A 19628-nucleotide genomic window follows, 5' to 3' on the forward strand; every position below is an offset into this window, starting at 1 on the left:
ATTATCTAAACTTCGGAAACTTTCCGAAGTTTTTTATTTTCTGTAAATTCCATTAAAATCAATATCTTTGCAAATCATTAGAAAAAGAATGAAAAACATTAGAAATTTTTGCATCATTGCACATATAGACCACGGAAAATCTACGCTTGCAGATAGACTTTTAGAATATACCAACACGGTATCTCAGAGAGAATTGCAAGCGCAAACCCTAGATGATATGGATTTGGAAAAAGAGCGTGGTATTACCATAAAATCTCACGCCATCCAAATGGATTATGAATATAAAGGAGAAAAATACATCCTAAACCTTATTGATACTCCTGGGCACGTAGATTTTTCTTACGAAGTGTCTCGTTCTATAGCAGCTTGCGAAGGTGCACTTCTTATTGTAGATGCTGCGCAAAGCATTCAGGCTCAGACGATTTCTAACTTGTATTTAGCGTTAGAAAACGATTTAGAAATCATCCCTATTCTTAATAAAATAGATTTACCATCTGCCAATCCAGAAGAAGTTACCGATGAAATCGTAAATCTTTTGGGTTGTAAACCAGAAGACGTTTTGCGCGTTTCTGGTAAAACCGGAGCTGGCGTTCATGAATTGCTTGAACAAATTGTGGAAAGAATTCCAGCGCCTGTTGGTGATGAAAATGCACCGCTTCAGGCCTTGATTTTCGATTCTGTTTACAATCCTTTTAGAGGAATTGAAGCTTACTTTAAAGTAGTAAACGGTAAAATTTCTAAAGGAGAGAAAGTAAAATTCATGGCGACGGATAAAGTCTATGAAGCAGATGAGGTAGGAACATTGAAATTAAAACAGGCCCCGAAATCTGAAATTAAATGCGGAGACGTAGGCTATATTATTTCTGGAATTAAAGACGCTAGAGAAGTAAAAGTAGGTGATACCATTACATCTATGGCCAATCCTGCTGCCGAAGCAATTGATGGTTTCGAAGATGTAAAACCTATGGTTTTTGCAGGAATTTATCCTATAGAATCAGAAGATTTTGAAGAATTGAGATTCTCTTTAGAAAAATTAAGATTGAATGATGCTTCTTTGGTTTTCGAACCAGAAAGTTCTGCAGCATTAGGTTTCGGTTTCCGTTGTGGTTTCTTAGGAATGCTTCACATGGAAATTGTTCAGGAAAGACTCGACAGAGAATTTAATATGAACGTAATTACTACCGTTCCTAACGTTTCGTATTTTGGTTATTCTAAAAAAGAACCAGAAGTTCCTATTTTGATTAACAACCCATCAGAAATGATGGATCCTATCGCTCTAGACAGGGTAGAAGAGCCATATATAAAAGCAACCATCATCACAAAATCTGATTTCGTAGGTGCAGTAATGACGCTTTGTATCGAAAAACGTGGCGAAATTGTAAACCAATCTTACTTAACATCAGATCGTGTAGAATTGGTGTTTAATATGCCGCTTTCTGAAGTAGTTTTTGATTTTTATGACAGGCTGAAATCTATTTCTAAAGGTTATGCAAGTTTTGATTACCATCCAATTGGTTTTAGAGCTTCTAAATTGGTGAAAATGGATATTTTGATTAATGGAGATATGGTAGATGCACTTTCTTCGTTAATTCACGATAGCAACGCGTATTACATTGGTAAAAAAATGTGCGAAAAACTGAGAGAACTGATTCCTCGTCAACAATTTGATATTGCGATTCAGGCAGCTCTTGGTGCGAAAGTAATTGCCCGTGAAAACGTAAAAGCCTTGAGAAAAGACGTTACCGCAAAATGTTATGGTGGTGATATTTCCAGAAAACGTAAACTCCTAGAAAAGCAGAAAGAAGGAAAGAAAAAGATGAAGCAAATCGGAAGAGTAGAAGTTCCACAATCTGCATTTATGGCAGTTTTGAAATTGAATGACTAGTTTTTTTCTCACAGAATACACAAAATCCACAGAAATTTCTGTGGATTTTTTTTAATTTCGTCTAAAAATTCCTTTCAATGAAAAAAATTACGCTACTTTTTCTCTTTCAAACTATATTTTCTTTTGCTCAAGATTTTAAAACACCTTACGAAAAAGGCAACGGAAACCAAACCACCACTTACGAAGAAATGGTGAAATTCTATGACGATTTAGACAAAAATTTCGAAAGTATTTCGGTGGTAGAAAAAGGAAAAGATGACAACGGAGAACCTATTAGAGTAGTGATTTTCAATGTTTCTAAAACTAAGAAATTTAAATTTCTAAATCCTGTAATTCTAATCAACAATGGCATTCATCCTGGTGAAAGTGACGGAATAGACGCTACAATGATGCTGATGCGAGAATTGGCTTTAGGAAAAATAAAAGTGCCACAAAATACCAAAGTTGCTGCTATTGAAGCCTACAATATTTCGGGAATGCAAAGACGAGGCAAATTCTCTAGAGCCAATCAAAACGGACCAGAAGAACACGGTTTTCGTGGGAATGCCAGAAATTTTGACTTGAACAGAGATTTTATCAAAAATGATACAGAAAACGCTAAAGCTTTTCAAGAGATTTTTCATTGGCTAGAGCCTATTTATTTTATTGATAATCACGTAAGTAACGGCGCAGATTATCAGTACACTTTTACCTATATTTCTACCAATAAAGAAAGATTGGGCAATTCTCTCGGGACGTATTTTCACCAAGAAATGCAACCGAAATTGATTGAAAATCTAGAAAAAGAGAAAATTCTGAGTGTGCCATACGTTAACATTCACGGTGATACGCCAGACGAAGGTTTCCCAGCATTTATGGATTCTCCAAGATACGCTACGGGCTACACCACGCTTTTTAACACGGCAGGAACGGTGGCAGAAACGCATATGCTAAAACCTTACAAAGACCGCGTAAAAGCTACGTATGAATATATGAAACATTCTATCAATTTTGTAGATGAGAATTACATGAAAATTACAGAAAAAATGATGGAAGAATTCACGAATTATTTGCCTAAAAAGAAGTACACCATCAAATGGAAATTAGACAGTACCAAATACAGCTTTATTGATTTCAAAGGTTATGAAGCAGGCAAAAAACCAAGCGATATTTCTGGTAAACCAAGACTTTTCTATGACAGAAACAAACCTTTTACCAGAAAAGTAAAATTCTTTGATACTTACAAAACCGACAAAGAAATTGTAATCCCAACTTACTATGTAATTCCAAAATCTGAAACGAAAATCATTGAAAATTTAAAACGCAATCAAATAAAAATCAAGGAAATACAATCAGATTCTTTGATTTCTGTGGAATCTTATAAAATTACAGATTTTAAGACAGTAAAATACCCTTATGAAGGTCATTATTTGCATTATGACACCAATGTTTCCAAAAAATCCGAAACACTTCGTTTCAAAAAAGGCGATTATTTGGTGCCAACGAAGCAGATTGGGGTAAAATTTCTACTCGAAACACTAGAACCAGAAGCAATAGATTCTTACTTTAACTGGAATTTTTTTGATGGTATTCTGAGCCAAAAAGAATATTTCTCAGATTACGTTTTCGAAGATACCGCAGCAGAATTACTGAAAAATAACAAAGCACTAAAAACAGCTTTCGAAATGAAAAAAGCAGTAGAAAAAGACTTTGCCGAAAACGGAGCTGCGCAATTAGAATGGGTGTATAAAAACTCCGAATATTATGAAGGAACGGTAAATCAATATCCTATTTATAGAATTTTGTAAAAAGTAAATCCTCAGAAATTTCTGAGGATTTGTATTATCTAGGAAGCCCAGCTTTTTTTGCTTTTTCAGCGCGTTTTATGGCAAGCCCTTCTTTCCAATCCATATATTTTTTCTTGAATTTAGATTTCATCAAATCATCAAATTTTCTTTGTACCGTAAGATTCCAAAGAGAATGTGCTTTTACAGCCCAAGATTTGTCCCAAGCTCTCAGTGAAATAGAGAAACTTCCGTCAAGATATTTCATCCAATGCCACCAACCAGTTGGCATAAAAAGAGTATCTCCGTGTTCTAAGAAGCATTCTATACCTTCTACACCATCTAATGCTGGGAATTTTTCGAAATCAGGATTAGAAATGTCATAATCTTCTAGTGCGTAAGTTGCGTATGGAATTTGGTACAATCTTTCTTTCCACTTGTAATCAAAAAGCAGAATGTGTTTTCTACCGTTGAAATGCGTATGGAAAATATGTGCCATATCAATATCAAAATGCAAGAAAGTGACAGAACCTTTTCCTCCGAAAAACATATTAGGATATTTGTCTAAAAAACCTCCCATTAAATCTTTAGGAGAAAGGTAGTCTTTTAGTAATTTGGGAGCATGTTTTATAGGGTCAAATAAGAAAATTCTTAAATCTGTAGGTGTATTTCTGATGAGCTCTATATAATCTGCAAATTTCATTTTAGCAGCAGAAGCGTTGATGGGCGCTGCAGGATCAGCTTTAGAAGAATCATATAACGGGACTTCTACATCTCCCACCGTTTCTTTCATATAATCTAAGTTCCATTTTTCGTAGGCTGGCCAGTTTTTTGCCATACCACGAATAACTACAGGAATTCTAGGTTTTAGATATTTTTCTTCGAATTCTTCTTTGGTGATATTTTCTACAACATCTATAGGTTTTAAAATTAAAGCCATTTCTTAAAATTTAATACTAATTTACAAAAATAATTAATATTGGGTTAATGATGAAAAATTAGAGTTTAAACCACACTAAATGGGTTAAAAATTTTCAAAAACCCTAAAAAAGTAACTTAGACACATTTCAAAATAGTAAAACAAGGCTTCTACTCTCCATTGAAAACATTTCTTAGGTACGCTAAAATGCATCAATCTTGAATTTTAGATGCACAAAGTTAAAACATCTAGCTTTGCGAAGCGTTTACGCCTTGCTCTCATAAAATAATGAATAATTAAGATAAATTCTTTGCGATTACTTTTAATGAGTTTAACCTATGCATATAATTATTATCTAAACTTTTGTAACATTTAGAAAAAAACTTGTACTAACTTCTTAGTGATAAAAACTTTAATTATGAAAAAAATTGCTTCAATAGCATTCTTATTTATTTTTACAACCCTCATTTTCGCACAAAAAACAATCTCAGGGAAAGTATATGGAGAAGACAAAAAGCCGCTTCCTAGCGCCAGTGTAACCATAGAAGAAATTGGCAAAAATGCCATTCTTTCTTACGCCATTACTGATGCCAACGGAAATTACAAAGTGACTTTTACCTCTAATGATGCTAAAGTAAATGTAAAAGTAAAAGCGTTTAATTATAAAACCACCATTAACCAATATGATAATGCCACACAAACGCTTAACTTCAATTTAGAAGTGCAAGCGACTGAAATTAAAGAAGTTAAACTGAAAACCAAATTGGTAACCAAACGTGGGGACACCATTTCTTATGATTTAAAATCTTTTGAAAGCAAAGCAGACCGTACTTTGGCAGACGTGCTCAAAAAAATGCCAGGGGTAGAGGTGAACAAAGACGGGTCTATCCTTTACCAAGGTGAGCCGATTAATAAATTCTATGTCAACGGAAAAGACCTCATGGAAGGAGGTTATGGCACCATCAATAATTCTCTGCCAAAAGATGCCGTACAAAAAGTAGAAATTCTAGAAAATCACCAACCCGTGAAAATTCTTCAAGATAAATTGGCCTCGGAGAATGCCGCCATCAACGTAAAATTGAAAAATTCTGTCACCATGACCGGTAGAGGTGAAGCATCTCTAGGGGTAGCACCTTCTCTTTGGAATCTGAAACTTTCGCCAATGCTATTTACCCCAAAAGTACAATGGGTTCTTAATTATAAAACCAATAACATAGGTGACCAAGTAGAAAGAGAAAACCAAATTATGGCTTTCGGAAATAGATTCGAAGGCGTGAGAAGAAACTTTTCTGAAAATTCTTGGTTAAGTGTAGAGAATGCAGTTACGCCTAATAATATTCCAGTTAATCGATATTTATTTAATAAAGTACATTACGTTTCTGCAAATTTGCTTACCAACATATCAAAAGATTGGGAGTTTAAGGCAAATACCAGCTATACGAATAATGCAATAGATAGAGAAAGTATTGTAAATACTTATAATGCTAATGGGAATTTAACAAATAGAACGTCTGTAGCTAATAATTTCTATACCAATCAAGCCAAAGGAGAAATTATTTTTTCTAAAAATGCCAATAAGAGTTTTTTCAAAAATACAACCACCTACAATGGACTTTGGAATACAGATGTAGCCAAAACAGTAAACGTTATTAATTCTGACCAAAGAAACAAAACACCATCTAATAATTTTCAAAACTCTTTAAGTGCTATTATTCCTTGGAAAGAAAAATTGGTGAATGTAATGTCTTTTATAAGCTATAGAGATGATAAACAAGACTTATTTATTAATCCGGCTAATTATGTTTTATCTTTGCAAACTGAGGCTCAAAATAGTGATTTGATTCATCAATTTTTAAACCTTAAAACTTTTGAAACCATTCATTCAGCTTCTATTGGTTTTTCTAAAAATAGCTGGACTTTTACCCCAGAAGTAGGTCTCAATTATTCTACCAATAAGTTAATAACTGACCTAAACGGAGAGACCAGTGGAGGAGTTCAGAATTTTGGAACAAGTTATGAAAACAATCTCAAATTCAAAAGTTTAAAGCCTTATGCACAGATGATGGCAAATTTTAAAAAAGGAGGTTTTGAAGCTAATTTAACTTTCCCTGTTAATTTTAATAACATTACTGCTACAGATTCTCAAAATTTAGACAAGTCACTAAATAAAGTCACTTATGAACCGAGATTATTTGCCAGATATGACCTTACCTCTTTTTGGAAAATTTCAGCATTCTCGGGTATAAGTAATTCTTTTGGAACAATAAGTGATATTTATTCTGGAAAGATTTTACTTTCTAGTACCAATTTATCTACAAAAGATACAGATATTCAGCAATCAACTTCTAAGTTTGTAGGATCTGCTTTAGAATATAGAAATCCATTAAATAACATATTCTTTAACGTAAGATATAATTTTAATGACAGAAGTAATAATATAAGTTACAGAAATTTTCTTAATATAAACACTCAACAACTTACAGTTAAGGGATACAACTTAGAAAATGTAGGTAGCTCTAATTCGATTAGAACAGAGCTAGGAAAGTATTTCCCAAAATTTAAAACCAATGCTTCTGTGGGGTACAGTTATTCATTAGGAAAGTCTCAACAATTGCAAGCAATTCTTATAACTCCTAGTGATGATATTTCTAACTTTCCACCACCAACTGAAGCGGATTTCCAAAATGTAAAATCAAATAATCAAGGTATAACTTTTAAATTCAATAATAACTATTTCTCTTGGTTAAGTGTAGACTATAACGCGAGTTTATCTTTTGTTAAATCAGAAATTTTTGGAACTAAATATACCAAAAACACCTCCAAGAATTTTAATCACACACTTTCTACTTATTTGTACCCTATTAAAGACCACACCATTGGTTTTACTTGGGACGAACTTCAGTTCCAAAATGCAGGAGCAACAAAAAAGAATTCTTTCTATGATATTTCTTATCAATATTCTCTAACCAAAGAAAAAATGGATATAGAACTTAAAGTAGTTAATATAGCCAATACCAATGCTTTTGAAGATATAAGATTTGACTCTACACTTAATCAAGTAAGAGAGACATCAGTAAACATCAGACCAAGACAAGTTTTATTAACCGTAAAATTCAACTTTAAGTAATCTATTACAAGACAGCTATAAGAACGCAATATGAATTTATTGCGTTTTTTTTATGATATTTTTTCAAAAAATACCAATCGTTTTATAATTTTTTTATCTTTGTTAAACACATTGCATTTTAAATTATAAACACTTAAACAAAACTTTCTTTAAACACCATTATGAAAGGGATTTTAAAAATCTATCATCCAGAAGAAACCCTTAAATACAACATCCAAAGCACTTATTGCAAAGCGGTTTATCTTAATTCTAAAAATTTCCTAGAAGTAGAAATTATTACTGATGACTCTCTAGACCATGTAGATGATGATTCTCTTCAATACAATTTTCCGCAGCTCTCTTTAGACGTATTTGATTTTCCGATAGATACCAATGAATTGGAAGGCAAAACCTTCAATGTAGAAGATACCGAAGATGATTCTTACACCGAAGTTGATTTGTATGATGACGAGGAAGCTTTTCTCTATGAAAACGAACTCTCTTTTTCTAAAGACGAAAATGACAATCTGCAACTCTTTTGGCAAGGCAAAATAGACGATTTCTATACCGGTTCAGATGAGCCCCTGCTTTTCAAACTGAAATGTCATTTTAAACCAGATGACATAGAAGTAGAAGATTAATCTCACTTTTATCCAATAGATTTTTTTGAAGGAAATTTCTTTCAAAAAGCATCCTCATTTAAGGAATTATCCCATAATTTTTCCTTACATTTATCGTTATTATTAGGTCTAATATAAATTTCAAAAAATGTTTTTACAAGCCAATACATTAGCACAAAATACCACAGTACAAAAACAAGTATTCTCCCTCTGGGACATCCTCTTCAGCGGAGGTATCCTTGGGAATACCATTATGATTGCTATTTTCCTCCTCGGGATTTTGGCACTTTATGTGTTTTTTGAAAGATATTTCTTCATCAAAAGAGCATCCAAAGAAAATCCTAATTTTCTAGAAAATATTAAAGATTGTATTCACGATGGTAGAATAGAAGCTGCCATAGACCTTTGCCGAAGAACAGATTCACCAGAATCTAGAATGATAGAAAAAGGACTTACCAGAATCGGAAGACCCATTTCAGATATTTCTAACGCTATGCTAAACCAAGGGCAATTAGAAGTGTCTAAATTAGAAAAAAACCTCAATTTACTAGCCTCCGCTTCAGGGGCCGCACCTATGCTGGGCTTCCTAGGAACGGTAGTGGGGATGATTATGGCGTTCTTCGAAATTTCTAACGTTACAGGGGCGGTTTCTCCAAAATTGTTAGCATCTGGAATTTACACCGCAATGGCTACTACCGCAGTGGGGCTTTTCGTAGGAATTCCGGCCTATTTTTTCTATAATATCTTGGTTACCAAAGTAGATAGATTGGTGCTCAAAATTCAAACCCATGTCAATGAATTTTTAGACACCCTGAACAAGCCTCTTTAACCTAAACTCAATTTTTACCTTAAACTTAACCTTAACCTCTAATCTAAAATGGAATTAAGACGTAAAAACAGAGTAAGCGCAGAATTTAGTATGGCTTCCATGACGGATATTATCTTCCTATTGCTGATATTTTTTATGATTACCAGTTCTGCCATCAGCCAAAGTGCAATAGATGTTAATTTGCCTAAAGCATCTGCCCAAGACCCTAGCGTTACAGACCCTACCACGGTCACCATCAATGCTGATGGGAAATATTTTGTAAATGACTTAGAAGTCCCAAAAGAACAACTAGAACAAAATATTGTGAAATTAGTAGATGGCACTCCCAACCCTACTTTTACCATCAGAGCAGACGAAAACACCAAGCATAAAGACGTAGTTTTTGCCATGGAAATTGCAGAAAAACATAAATATGGCCTTGCCATTGCTACCGTGCAAGAATAATCATTTGAAACGGATTTTAGACTGTTTTGTGAAAATTAATTTTAAACTGGCTTTAGCCTAAAAGTATATTGGAAACCACTACTCAACATAAAAAAGAAGAAAGAAAAGACCAAATGAAAAGCGCTACACTCACTGCGCTTATCACGGCTTTGCTGTTTTTCCTGATTTTTTATTATCAGTTCATTAGAGAAATTCCGAAAGAAGAAAAAGTAACCACCATGCTCATCAATTTCGGAGACAACCGAAACGGAAACGCCGCAGAAGAACCCTCTAATCAAGAAGGAAGCTTAGCGTCATCAGAAATCTATATCCCCGAAGAACTGAAAACACCTGAACCACCCGTAGAAAAAACGGTAGAAACTCCAAAAGCAGAAGAAAAACCTACAGAAAAATTAGTGACGGGTAAGTCAGAAAAAGCAACCATTGCCAAATCCGATAAAAAAGAAAAAACAACGGATAAAACGACAAAAAATACTGAAAAATCTACCAATAAAACCTCAGACAATAAAACATCTTCCGCCAAAAATACTTCGGATAAAAAAGCACAAGGAGACGGACAAGGTACTGCCGCCATCGGAAATTTAATCAAAGGTAGAGGCTCTAAAACGGGTTCGCAAGGCAATAATGGCACTACAGGAAACGCAGGTGACCCATTAGGTGGAAACGGAAATGGAGACAGCAAAATTGGGGTAGATCGAAAATTGATTTCCTTTATCCCAGGCACCATGGGACGTGGCGGAGAGCAGCCACCACACAATTGTAGCGCCTCTGGCACGGTCAATATTGCCTACACCGTAGACAAAGCGGGCAATGTAATCTCTGCACGCCGTGGCAGCGGCATTTCAGACCCTTGCGTAGTTACTGCAGCGGTAATTTGGGTAAAAAAATACGTGAAAGCAGAAAAAGCATCCTCCAATTCCACAGGGGTTTATAAAATTACTTTTTAATAGACAAAGCTCCAGAAGGGCATTTAGCTACAGTAGAAACTATTTTTTCTGAAGTAGAATTTTCCATCTGCACCCAAGGTTTTTCTTTTGGCTTAAAAACTTCAGATAGATTTTTCACACAATTTGCAGAGTGAGTGCATTTAGATGCTTCCCAAAGTACGGTTACTTCGCCGTTTGTATATTCTTTAATATTGCTATTTTCGTTCATTGTTTTTGATTTTTTTAAAAATTAGAAAAGTACATCTTTATAATCATCAGTTTTATCAAAAACCCTTTTAGCGAAAGGACAAAGAGGGAGTATTTTAACGTGCTTTTCTCTTGCCATTTCTACAGCTTTATGTACCAACTTTTTTCCGATTCCTTTCCCGCCCAGTTTCTCTGAAACTTCCGTATGGTCTATTATTATTTTGTCTTCACCAGACCAAACGTAGGTCATTTCGGCTATGATTTCATCATTTTCTTCAATGAAAAAAATCCCTTTTTTGCCGTTATCTTTTTGTTGGATTTCCATAAAATTTGTTATTTGATGTTTTTCAAAATTAGTGAAAAAGAATGACAATTTAGGTTTAAATTTTAGAATGAAAATAGGTTTCCTTATCTTTGAATAAAAATTTTTGTGTCAAAAAATACGCTAATTTCTTTTTCCGAAAAAGCTTATCAAAAAGCATTGGATTGGCTTTTTGTACAAATGCCCAATTACCAAGTTGATGGGCAAAAAGCCTATAAGCCAGGTTTAGAAAACATTACCAAACTCTGTGATTTTTTTGGAAATCCACAAGATAAACTAAAAACCATTCATATAGGCGGAACCAACGGCAAAGGCTCTACCAGCAATATGCTAGCTTCTGTTCTTCAAGAACAAGGTTACAAAGTAGGTTTATATAACTCTCCTCATCTCATAGATTTTACAGAAAGAATTAAAGTCAACGGCGCTAATTGTGACAAAGAATTTGTCTTTGATTTCATTCTTCAACTGAAAAAGCTACCCCAAGACATCAAACCTTCTTTTTTTGAATTCACTACCATTATGGCATTTGAATATTTCCATCAAAAAAAGGTTGATTTTGCAATTATTGAAGTAGGTTTAGGAGGGAGGTTAGATTCTACCAACATCATTACGCCTTTGGTTTCAGCCATTACCAACGTAGATTTAGACCATCAAAATATTTTAGGAGAAACCCTACAAGAAATTGCCACAGAAAAAGCAGGAATTGTCAAACCCAATGTCCCTATCATTTCTGGTGACGAAAGAGATTTGGTCAAGAATATCATCAAACAAAAAGCCTCAGAAAATCAATCCTTATTTGTAGACGCTACAGAGATTTCTACCCACTTAGAAACAGATTTGAAAGGGAATTATCAAAAAAAGAACATTCGTGTAGTTATAGCATTGGTTAATGAACTTAGGAAACTAAACATCACCATCTCTGACAATTCGATTGAAAAAGGCTTGTTAAAGGTGCATCAAAACACCAAATTCATTGGCAGATGGTTCCAATTTTCTGAACATCCTTTAATCATTTGTGATACGGCACACAATCAGGCTGGCCTCGAAATGGTTTTTGACCAACTCAATAACATTCACAAATTCAAGCATATCGTGTTAGGTTTTGTCAATGATAAAAAAATAGATGAAGTCTTGAAAATTCTTCCAAAAAATGCACATTATTATTTTGTAAAACCCGCAATCAACAGAGGAAGAGACCCAAAAGACTATGAAAAGTTATTGATTCTTTCAAAAATAAACTATCAAATTTTCGATAGCGTAAACGCTGGTTTTCAGGCTGCTAAAATGGTTTGTAATGAAGAAGAAATGATATTTGTAGGCGGAAGCAACTTTGTAGTAGGAGAATTTTTAGAAAAAAATTTGTCAATCCCGCAATAAGTTGTATATTTGCACCACTCAAAACGAGAAATCGCGAAAGAGGGTTCTTAGCTCAGTTGGTTCAGAGCATCTGGTTTACACCCAGAGGGTCGGGGGTTCGAATCCCTCAGGACCCACAAAAAAGGAACGAAACCTTTTCAAAAAATTAGGGTTCTTAGCTCAGTTGGTTCAGAGCATCTGGTTTACACCCAGAGGGTCGGGGGTTCGAATCCCTCAGGACCCACAAATAAAAAATCTCACAGCAATGTGAGATTTTTTTGTTTCTATATATTTATTTTCTATTGTTGGTTCAGAGCATCCCGATTTATCATCGGGAGAGTCGGGGGTTCGAATCCCTCAGGACCCACAGAAATAAAAAATCTCACAGCAATGTGAGATTTTTGTTTATTTTTTAAATTCATTTTTTATTGGTTGTTGCACAAAGTTACAAACTTTATCCAGCAGGGCACTATCTAAACCTGAGTAGTTTCTTGCAGAACTAAAGTAATCAATTTCGACTTCTATTACAATCATTTCCTTTACAGGGTTTTGATGAATATATTTTATTTTTTCCTTAATCCATTGAGTTGAAAACATTTCTTCTGCACAACAACCCACCTTCTTTACAAATTTAATTCAAATAACCCTCGAACTTCATAAAGAACAACCTTCAAAATCATTACTTATACCTCGTATCTCGAAGCTGTCATTTTCGAGTTCTCTTTAGGGTTTGTTCGGCGTTTTTCACAAAAATCCTCAATTTTAAATGTTTTCAATCCTTACTCCTCACTCTGCCAATCCTTACTACTTATTGACAATTAATTTTATCTACATCAAAGGCATAGATAAAGCATAGATAAAGCATAGATAGTGTATGAAAAAGGCATAAAAAATATAGGGAAATACCAGTCCTATTTTCTTTCACTTTAAAGGGTAGCATTTTCTTATTTCCAAATAATTATTATATTTGCATTACACAAATGATACGGATGAAAACTTTTTTAATAACTACGCTTCTTGCGTTGTGCAATTTTGTTGCGGCACAACAACACCCAGAATTCAAAGAGATTAAAGACTATTTTGACTCTCAAAAATCACTTCTTAAAACTGAATTCCAAAAAAAGTATATATCAGAAACCAATCCCTTGGTAAAGGATAGGATTAAAAAAGATTATGCAGTGTTTATGCAAAAAATAGATAGCATAAAAAATGTAGCATATCTAGGCGCCTTAATTCGTGTAAAAAATACAGAAGACTTATCGAAAATTGTGCATCACCCAGAAGTTAACATTAACGCTGAAGAAGTTGAAAAGCCAGAATTTCCCAATGGAATTAACTCTTTAAGAGAAAAAGTAGCTGACCTTTTTTACTCAGAAGGAATCATCCCAGAGGGCAAAGAATTAAACACAACTCTAAAATTCGTAGTAGAAAAAGATGGCAGCATCTCTGAAGTATGTGCAGAGGGAGAAACACCTGCTTTTAACAAACAAGCAGAAATTGCATTATATTTGTTACCAGATAAGTTTAAAAAACCAGGAACGGTAAATGGTAATGCGGTAAGGTATGTTTTTAAAATGCCCATCCGAATGAGATTAGAATAAAATATGTTAAGAATTATATTGTTTTTCTTTATTACTCTAAATGCAAGTGTAGCTGCACAACAGTTGCAAAGTTTGAAGATTATCAAAACGAAATATGATAGCATTGCTAAAGTAAATAAGGAAGAGTATTTACTCGCTTTGAATGAAAATAATCAAAATAAGATTATTGCTGCTCAAAATAAAATAATAGAAGCTGGGTTTAAAAGAACAGCAGATTATAAAAAAGCAGTTGAAGATTTTCTTAACAACCAAAAATTGGCAGCCCCAAGCAATTTACCGATAGACAGTTCTAAGACTGAAATAAGAGCCAGCTACTCTTTGGGCCTTGAAAGGTTGTATAAAGAAGTACATAGTTTTATATCTAAAAACATCGATGTAGGTAGTTCAGAATATGATGCTGCGAGTTCTAAAATTCACTTTTTTGTTCAAAATGACAACACTTTATTTATAGAAAAAGTAGAAGGAACAGATTCTAACTTTAATAGAATAGCACTTTTAGCTTTTTTGATGACAGAAGGCACTTGGACTTCAGCAAGTCAGTACGGAAGAAATGTTAAATCAAAATTTGTTCTACCAGTCACTTTAAAATTAGAATAAATGTTTTCTCACGAATATTTTATGAAAATGGCTCTTCAAGAAGCCGAAGCTGCCAAAAACCTAGATGAAGTTCCTATTGGTTGTGTGATTGTGATGAAGGATAGGGTAATTGCTAGAGGTCATAACCTTACAGAGCAACTGAATGATGTAACCGCACACGCCGAAATGCAAGCTATCACTTCTGCTGCTAATTTTCTTGGCGGAAAATACCTTAAAGATTGCACCCTATATGTGACTTTAGAGCCTTGTGTAATGTGTGCAGGAGCTTTAACTTGGTCTCAAATTTCTAAAGTAGTGATTGGTGCAAGGGACGAAAAGCGTGGTTTTATCAACAAAAATCTTCAATTACATCCCAAAACAGAAATCATAACGGGCATTCTAGAAAATGAATGTTCGGTTTTAGTAAAAGAATTTTTTAAAGAAAAAAGGTAACCCAATCGGTTACCTTTTGTTATTTGTCTTTTCCTAAGAAGTAAAGCCCTTTTAAAGTATGCAGTTTGTCTGCAACATCTATTTTATTGGTCAAGGGTTGATAAACGTGCGAAACGCCACCAGTTGCAATCACAAAACAATTGTCTTTTACTTCTTCATTTATTCTATCTATAAAACCTTCTACCATTCCTAGAAATCCGTAAACCATACCAGAAGTCATACAAGAAACGGTATCGTGGCCTAAGACAGATTTTGGTTTAGTGAGCTCTATTTCAGGTAATTGTGCGGTTTGTTTGACAAGAGAGTTAAGGGAAGTAATAATCCCTGGCGCGATGATTACGCCTAGAACTTCGCCATCTTTATCAATACAACTTGCCGTAAGTGCCGTCCCGAAATCTAGAATAATTTTCTTTTTTTCGGGATAAAGAAAGTGGGCGGCTACCAAATTGGCATAGATGTCTGTTCCCATTTGATTAGACTTATGGTGAACTGGCGAATGCGTTTTTCTGTCAACAATTACAGCTTCTAATCCGTGGATTTTATAAAGAGCGCTACTAATATCGTGTGTCAACTGAGGAACAACAGAGCCTATTATGATTTTGTCAACTTTGGAAACATCTACAAAATAGGTTTGGTATAAAATTTTGAACTGAACAAAAAATTCATCTCTTGTTCTGTATGGTTTTGTATTGATAATCCAAGAAGTGGTGCAGTGGTCATCTTCAAAAAGGCCAAATCTCACATTGGTATTACCTACATTGATAACAATACTTGTCATTTTAATAATTTGAAGCCAAATTTAGCAATTTCACATTAATCTATTTAACTTCTAGAGTATTATTTTCAGGATTTACGTCTGCCAATCTTTGGCTGAAATCTATGCCTATCACTTTCAGTTCGTCTTTTTTATAAGGAATAGAAAAAGTGTATTCTTTTGCGGTCCAATTCCAATAGTCTAACGTTTGGAAATTTCCATAAAAATCAGTTTTTTTAGGACTTCTCATCATATTTAGTGGAATGTGATAATTGATGGTTTTATTGTCTTTAGTTAAAACATTAAAATCAATAGGCATAGGCACATCACTATTATTTACAAGGGTAATTGTAGTGTAAGTGTCTCCATATTTTACATCTTTTATGGCGTAATCTATGGTTTTGGTGGTGTTTATCCAGTAATGATAAAACCATTTAAGATCCATCCCAGAAATTTGCTGTGCAATGTGCATAAAATCTCTATCACTAGGGTGTTTCAAATGCCAATCTTGATAGTATTTTTTCATCACTTTTGATAGGGTTTCTTCTCCCATAATGTAGCCCAGTTCTACCAAAAATAATTCGCCTTTGGTATAAGAAGCTACAGAATAGGCCGTGCCATTATCGTGATGGTCTGCCAACCAAGACGCAGGTTCTTCTCTGCCAGACTTTGCAAAATAAGCGTAACCTTTTAGACTGTTTATAAAAGGATTGGCTTCGTTTGGTTTTGGGAAAAGTTGATACATTACATAACTTTCTGCATAGCTGGTAAAGCCTTCGTCTAGCCAAGGTTTAGTGCTTTCATTAGTGGCTAGCATTTGCTGAAACCAAGAGTGACTTCCTTCGTGGATCATTAATCCTAGTAATCCTTCTAGGCTTCTAGACTCTCCTAAAATCATGGTGCACATTCCGTATTCCATACCACCGTCACCACCTTGTACAAAACTGTAAGTTGGGTAAACATATCTGCCAAATGTATTGTTCATAATTTGAAAATATTTGGTGATATAAGGTTTTGCTTCTTCCCAATATCTAGTTTTTTCGGATTTTTGATATACAAAGAAAACTTTCGGACCATCTGGCACCACAAAGCTTTCTACACTATAATCTTTATCTGCAGCCCAAGCGAAATCTAGCATGTTTTTGGCAGTAAATTTCCAAGTTGCTTTATTGTCTTTGTCTGTTTTAATGTCAGGATTTTCAGTGTAACCCTTTACTTCTGAAGGATTTTCTAAAATTCCACCTGCGCCTATTACGTAATCTTTATCAATTTTAATGGTTACATCAAAATCTGCAAAAGGAGCATGGAATTCTCTTCCTACATAATCAAAAGTTGCCCAACCGTCATAATCATATTCAGCGATTTTAGGATACCATTGCGTCATCGTCATATCAATTCCTTCGCGGTTGTTTCTTCCGCTTCTGCGGATTTGTTTCGGAACTACAGAATCCCAATCCATCGTAAATGTGGTGGTTGAGTTGGGTTTTATTTTTTCGTTGAGGTAAACTTTCATAATGGTTTCTTGTACCTCAAATTTTAGGTCTTTGCCGTTTTGTTTAATCCAATTAATTTTTTGGCTTCCTTCTTCATCTTTTGGGATGGTAGAGAGTCTAGAAACTCCGTTTTCTGCTAATCTTCCGTCTGCATTTTTTCCTTGATTTTGCACCCGTTGATCCATCATAGAACAAGGTTTGAAAGCGTTCCAATACAAGTGGAAATAAACTACAGAAAGTTCATCTGGAGAATTATTGGTGTATTGTATTTCTTGTTTTCCGTGATAAGCAAAATTGGCAGCATCTACTTCTATGTTCATTTTGTATTTGGCGTATTGTTGATAATACGCTTCTTGCTGCGCAGAAAATAATCCGAATGCTAAAAGAAAAATTGCTAAAAATTTTTGAGTCATAGGTGATTTTTTTTCAAAGATAGAATTTTTTGTGTTTTTTATGATGTTATGTAAAATAAAAATCCCCTCAAAAATAAATTTGAGAGGACTATCAATAAATTTTAAGAATTATTTCTTCGTTTTTGCCACCTTAGAAGAATTGAAGATTTTCTCTAAAATCCTTAATGTAATAAGATACGTTGGTTTTACCCCAGTTAATCCTAAACCACCTGAAGAAAGTGTGCTTCCTGTTTCTAGCGGATTATCAGATGCATAGTAAGCGTAGCATACAAACAATTCTCCTTCAATATGTTTTCTAATCATAGATGCAATTTGGATGGCTTTTTGGTAATGTGCGCCTTCCATTTCTAGGCCTACAGTTTTCCAAGAGCTGTTCATAAAATAAGAAAGAATGTCTTTGTTCTGAAGAGATGTTCCTAAAACGGTAAGCATACTTCCTTCGAAAGCTCTCAATTCATCATCTTGGAAATCTTCTAACTTCAAAGCGTTTTCAAACGGATAATTATCGGCAGTTCCTTCGAAAATATGAGAGGTAGGAATCATAATGTCTCCTTTTTCACCAGTCAAAATTCCTGCTTTACCCATGATTGAAACAGATTTTACATTCATGGTATAGGTATTTCCTCCATATTCAAACGGTCGTAGCAATTCGTCCATAATTTCGAAAGCTTGCTCACCGAAAGCGTAATCAAAAACCATGATTACATCATTTCCTTTGTAAGAAATTCCAGAAAATGGAGAGTTGCTGAGGTCGGTTTTAGATAAATCAATCAACTGTACATCAATATTACTTCCGCTGTTGTCATCTATATAAATCATTCCCTTTTCAATAGCGTAATCTAAGACTTTGTCTCTTAGGTCTTTACTGCTAGAGATTTCTTCGTAAAGAGAATAATCTACTTCTTTTTTGGTTTTGTGTTTCAAAGCTGCATTGGCGAAAATCATATTTTTCACACTGTGCATATTAGCAGAAATAATGTGTAAAGGTCTATTAAGCAAATCATTATCGCCTAGCACCTTTTTCACATTAGCTGCCCATTTTTCTCCAAAATAATGGTGACCAACTCTTTCTTTTAAGATAGCACTGAAGTGAACCTCTCTTTCTCTGATTTGTTTATAATCATCATTGCTGGCTTTACCTAGGTGATAAATAATTTTGAAAAGCCTGTCAGGGTTCTTGTCATCCCCGAAATTGTTATAAGCGGTAAGGGTCTCGTCAAAAGTTCTTCCCAGAAGAGAAGAAAGGTGAATGAGTGCCACTTCTTTTTCTTTTCTACTAAATTTTTTTTCTCCTTTTGCAACCTCTTCTATGATGGTCCAAGAGCGTTTTGGTTCTCCTGTTTCGTCTTGTAAGAAAGCTAGGTTTCTAATTTTGTCTGCTTCTATATATAAGAAGGTAAGGTGAGTAAGGATGTCATAGATTTCAGAACGCCCAAGAAGAACTTCTATATTCATTTGACTTTCATCTATTCTATAACAATTTCTTCTGCGTTTTTTTGGTACTATCGGCTCAAAGCTTCCTTTGTCAAAACCTTCGTCTGAAGTAAGGTGTACAAAAGCGCATTCTTCTATACCTTCTGGTAATCTATCTAGTACATATAATAAACCGTCTAATTCTATTTTATTAGGAACGTTCATGGTTCCATAGATTTCTGGGTTTATAATTTTCAACAAGTTTCTTAAGCTCTCTCCCGATACTCCTGAAGGCTTAAAAAATCCTCTGTAAAATAAGTGTCTCATAGAGACGTACAGTCTTTCAATAGCTTCTGTTGTTTCTCTTGCTCTAGAATTTGCCATATTGTTGTTGTTAAGATAAAAGTCTGCAAAGATGCAAAAAATATTTCAAATTATGAAGGATTAGGTTTAAAATATTAACCTTAAGGGTTTTGGGATGAAGAGTCGTGTTAAAAATTTATTAAAAATTTAGATAGCTTCCCTTTGATTAATGTTGTTTTTAATAT

At 34.3% G+C, this 19628-nt stretch carries 18 protein-coding genes and 2 tRNA genes; 13 read left to right on the forward strand and 7 right to left on the reverse strand.

Translation table 11 applies throughout. The annotated features are described in order from the left end of the window. Nucleotides 1-88: 88 nt before the first annotated feature. A complete protein-coding gene (lepA, locus tag IEW40_RS06435) occupies nucleotides 89-1885 on the forward strand; it encodes a translation elongation factor 4 (protein ID WP_188617249.1) in 1797 nt (598 codons plus the stop codon). A gap of 77 nt (nucleotides 1886-1962) precedes the next feature. After that, nucleotides 1963-3672: a M14 family metallopeptidase gene (locus IEW40_RS06440; protein ID WP_188617250.1), complete on the forward strand. Its 1710-nt coding sequence runs from the start codon at nucleotides 1963-1965 to the stop codon at nucleotides 3670-3672. A gap of 34 nt (nucleotides 3673-3706) precedes the next feature. Here the strand turns inward: IEW40_RS06440 and IEW40_RS06445 are convergent, their stop codons facing one another. Then, nucleotides 3707-4588 carry a cupin-like domain-containing protein gene (locus IEW40_RS06445; protein ID WP_188617251.1) on the reverse strand — a complete coding sequence of 294 codons (882 nt, stop codon included), beginning with the start codon at nucleotides 4586-4588 and terminating at the stop codon, nucleotides 3707-3709. A 397-nt stretch (nucleotides 4589-4985) separates the two neighbouring features. On the opposite strand from IEW40_RS06445, the gene IEW40_RS06450 reads away from it, so the two are divergent. The 5 genes from IEW40_RS06450 (at nucleotide 4986) to IEW40_RS06470 (ending at nucleotide 10513) form a co-directional block, all read left to right on the forward strand. Then, nucleotides 4986-7694: a carboxypeptidase regulatory-like domain-containing protein gene (locus IEW40_RS06450; protein WP_188617252.1), complete on the forward strand. Its 2709-nt coding sequence runs from the start codon at nucleotides 4986-4988 to the stop codon at nucleotides 7692-7694. Between the two features lie 161 nt (nucleotides 7695-7855). Then, entirely contained in the window at nucleotides 7856-8314 is a 459-nt protein-coding gene (locus IEW40_RS06455) for a hypothetical protein (RefSeq protein WP_188617253.1), read from the forward strand. Between the two features lie 127 nt (nucleotides 8315-8441). Beyond that, the gene (locus IEW40_RS06460; RefSeq protein ID WP_188617254.1) at nucleotides 8442-9122 is read left to right on the forward strand and encodes a MotA/TolQ/ExbB proton channel family protein; all 681 of its coding nucleotides are present in this window, start codon (nucleotides 8442-8444) and stop codon (nucleotides 9120-9122) included. 48 nt (nucleotides 9123-9170) lie between these two features. After that, nucleotides 9171-9566 carry an ExbD/TolR family protein gene (locus IEW40_RS06465; protein ID WP_188617255.1) on the forward strand — a complete coding sequence of 132 codons (396 nt, stop codon included), beginning with the start codon at nucleotides 9171-9173 and terminating at the stop codon, nucleotides 9564-9566. 68 nt (nucleotides 9567-9634) lie between these two features. Further along, nucleotides 9635-10513 (forward strand): ferric siderophore ABC transporter substrate-binding protein, encoded by an 879-nt coding sequence (locus IEW40_RS06470; RefSeq protein ID WP_188617256.1) that lies wholly within the window; start codon nucleotides 9635-9637, stop codon nucleotides 10511-10513. Here the strand turns inward: IEW40_RS06470 and IEW40_RS06475 are convergent. Both IEW40_RS06475 and IEW40_RS06480 read right to left on the reverse strand, forming a co-directional pair. Then, nucleotides 10503-10721 (reverse strand): (4Fe-4S)-binding protein, encoded by a 219-nt coding sequence (locus IEW40_RS06475; protein WP_188617257.1) that lies wholly within the window; start codon nucleotides 10719-10721, stop codon nucleotides 10503-10505. The two genes, IEW40_RS06470 and IEW40_RS06475, sit on opposite strands and share 11 nt — an antisense overlap. A gap of 21 nt (nucleotides 10722-10742) precedes the next feature. After that, nucleotides 10743-11024 carry a GNAT family N-acetyltransferase gene (locus IEW40_RS06480; protein WP_188617258.1) on the reverse strand — a complete coding sequence of 94 codons (282 nt, stop codon included), beginning with the start codon at nucleotides 11022-11024 and terminating at the stop codon, nucleotides 10743-10745. Nucleotides 11025-11201: 177 nt separating this feature from the next. Between IEW40_RS06480 and IEW40_RS06485 the strand changes: the two genes are divergently transcribed. The 3 genes from IEW40_RS06485 (at nucleotide 11202) to IEW40_RS06495 (ending at nucleotide 12621) form a co-directional block, all read left to right on the forward strand. Next, nucleotides 11202-12398: a bifunctional folylpolyglutamate synthase/dihydrofolate synthase gene (locus IEW40_RS06485; RefSeq protein WP_188617502.1), complete on the forward strand. Its 1197-nt coding sequence runs from the start codon at nucleotides 11202-11204 to the stop codon at nucleotides 12396-12398. A 41-nt stretch (nucleotides 12399-12439) separates the two neighbouring features. After that, nucleotides 12440-12514: transfer RNA gene (locus IEW40_RS06490), tRNA-Val, on the forward strand. A gap of 32 nt (nucleotides 12515-12546) precedes the next feature. After that, nucleotides 12547-12621 (forward strand) — tRNA-Val (locus IEW40_RS06495). 161 nt (nucleotides 12622-12782) lie between these two features. Here IEW40_RS06495 and IEW40_RS06500 read toward each other — a convergent pair. Next, nucleotides 12783-12974, reverse strand: a complete 192-nt coding sequence (locus tag IEW40_RS06500; RefSeq protein ID WP_229663392.1) for a hypothetical protein — start codon at nucleotides 12972-12974, stop codon at nucleotides 12783-12785. A gap of 392 nt (nucleotides 12975-13366) precedes the next feature. Here IEW40_RS06500 and IEW40_RS06505 point away from each other — a divergent pair, with 392 nt between their 5' ends. Genes IEW40_RS06505 through IEW40_RS06515 form a run of 3 tightly spaced genes read left to right on the forward strand, consistent with a single transcriptional unit; the run spans nucleotide 13367 to nucleotide 15007 of the window. Continuing rightward, nucleotides 13367-13978: a hypothetical protein gene (locus IEW40_RS06505; RefSeq protein ID WP_188617259.1), complete on the forward strand. Its 612-nt coding sequence runs from the start codon at nucleotides 13367-13369 to the stop codon at nucleotides 13976-13978. Nucleotides 13979-13981: 3 nt separating this feature from the next. Further along, nucleotides 13982-14575 (forward strand): hypothetical protein, encoded by a 594-nt coding sequence (locus IEW40_RS06510; protein WP_188617260.1) that lies wholly within the window; start codon nucleotides 13982-13984, stop codon nucleotides 14573-14575. Continuing rightward, on the forward strand, nucleotides 14576-15007 hold the full coding sequence (locus IEW40_RS06515) for a nucleoside deaminase (RefSeq protein ID WP_188617261.1): 432 nt from the start codon (nucleotides 14576-14578) through the stop codon (nucleotides 15005-15007). A gap of 19 nt (nucleotides 15008-15026) precedes the next feature. On the opposite strand, the gene IEW40_RS06520 is transcribed toward IEW40_RS06515, so the two are convergent. From IEW40_RS06520 to IEW40_RS06530, 3 genes are all read right to left on the reverse strand, one after another. Further along, a complete protein-coding gene (locus IEW40_RS06520) occupies nucleotides 15027-15785 on the reverse strand; it encodes a type III pantothenate kinase (protein WP_188617262.1) in 759 nt (252 codons plus the stop codon). Between the two features lie 40 nt (nucleotides 15786-15825). Further along, nucleotides 15826-17667, reverse strand: a complete 1842-nt coding sequence (locus tag IEW40_RS06525; protein WP_188617263.1) for a M1 family metallopeptidase — start codon at nucleotides 17665-17667, stop codon at nucleotides 15826-15828. A gap of 108 nt (nucleotides 17668-17775) precedes the next feature. Then, the gene (locus IEW40_RS06530) at nucleotides 17776-19464 is read right to left on the reverse strand and encodes a DUF6909 family protein (protein WP_188617264.1); all 1689 of its coding nucleotides are present in this window, start codon (nucleotides 19462-19464) and stop codon (nucleotides 17776-17778) included. Nucleotides 19465-19628 lie beyond the last annotated feature (164 nt).

The organism is Cloacibacterium rupense (genome assembly GCF_014645495.1).
Classification (GTDB): domain Bacteria; phylum Bacteroidota; class Bacteroidia; order Flavobacteriales; family Weeksellaceae; genus Cloacibacterium; species Cloacibacterium rupense.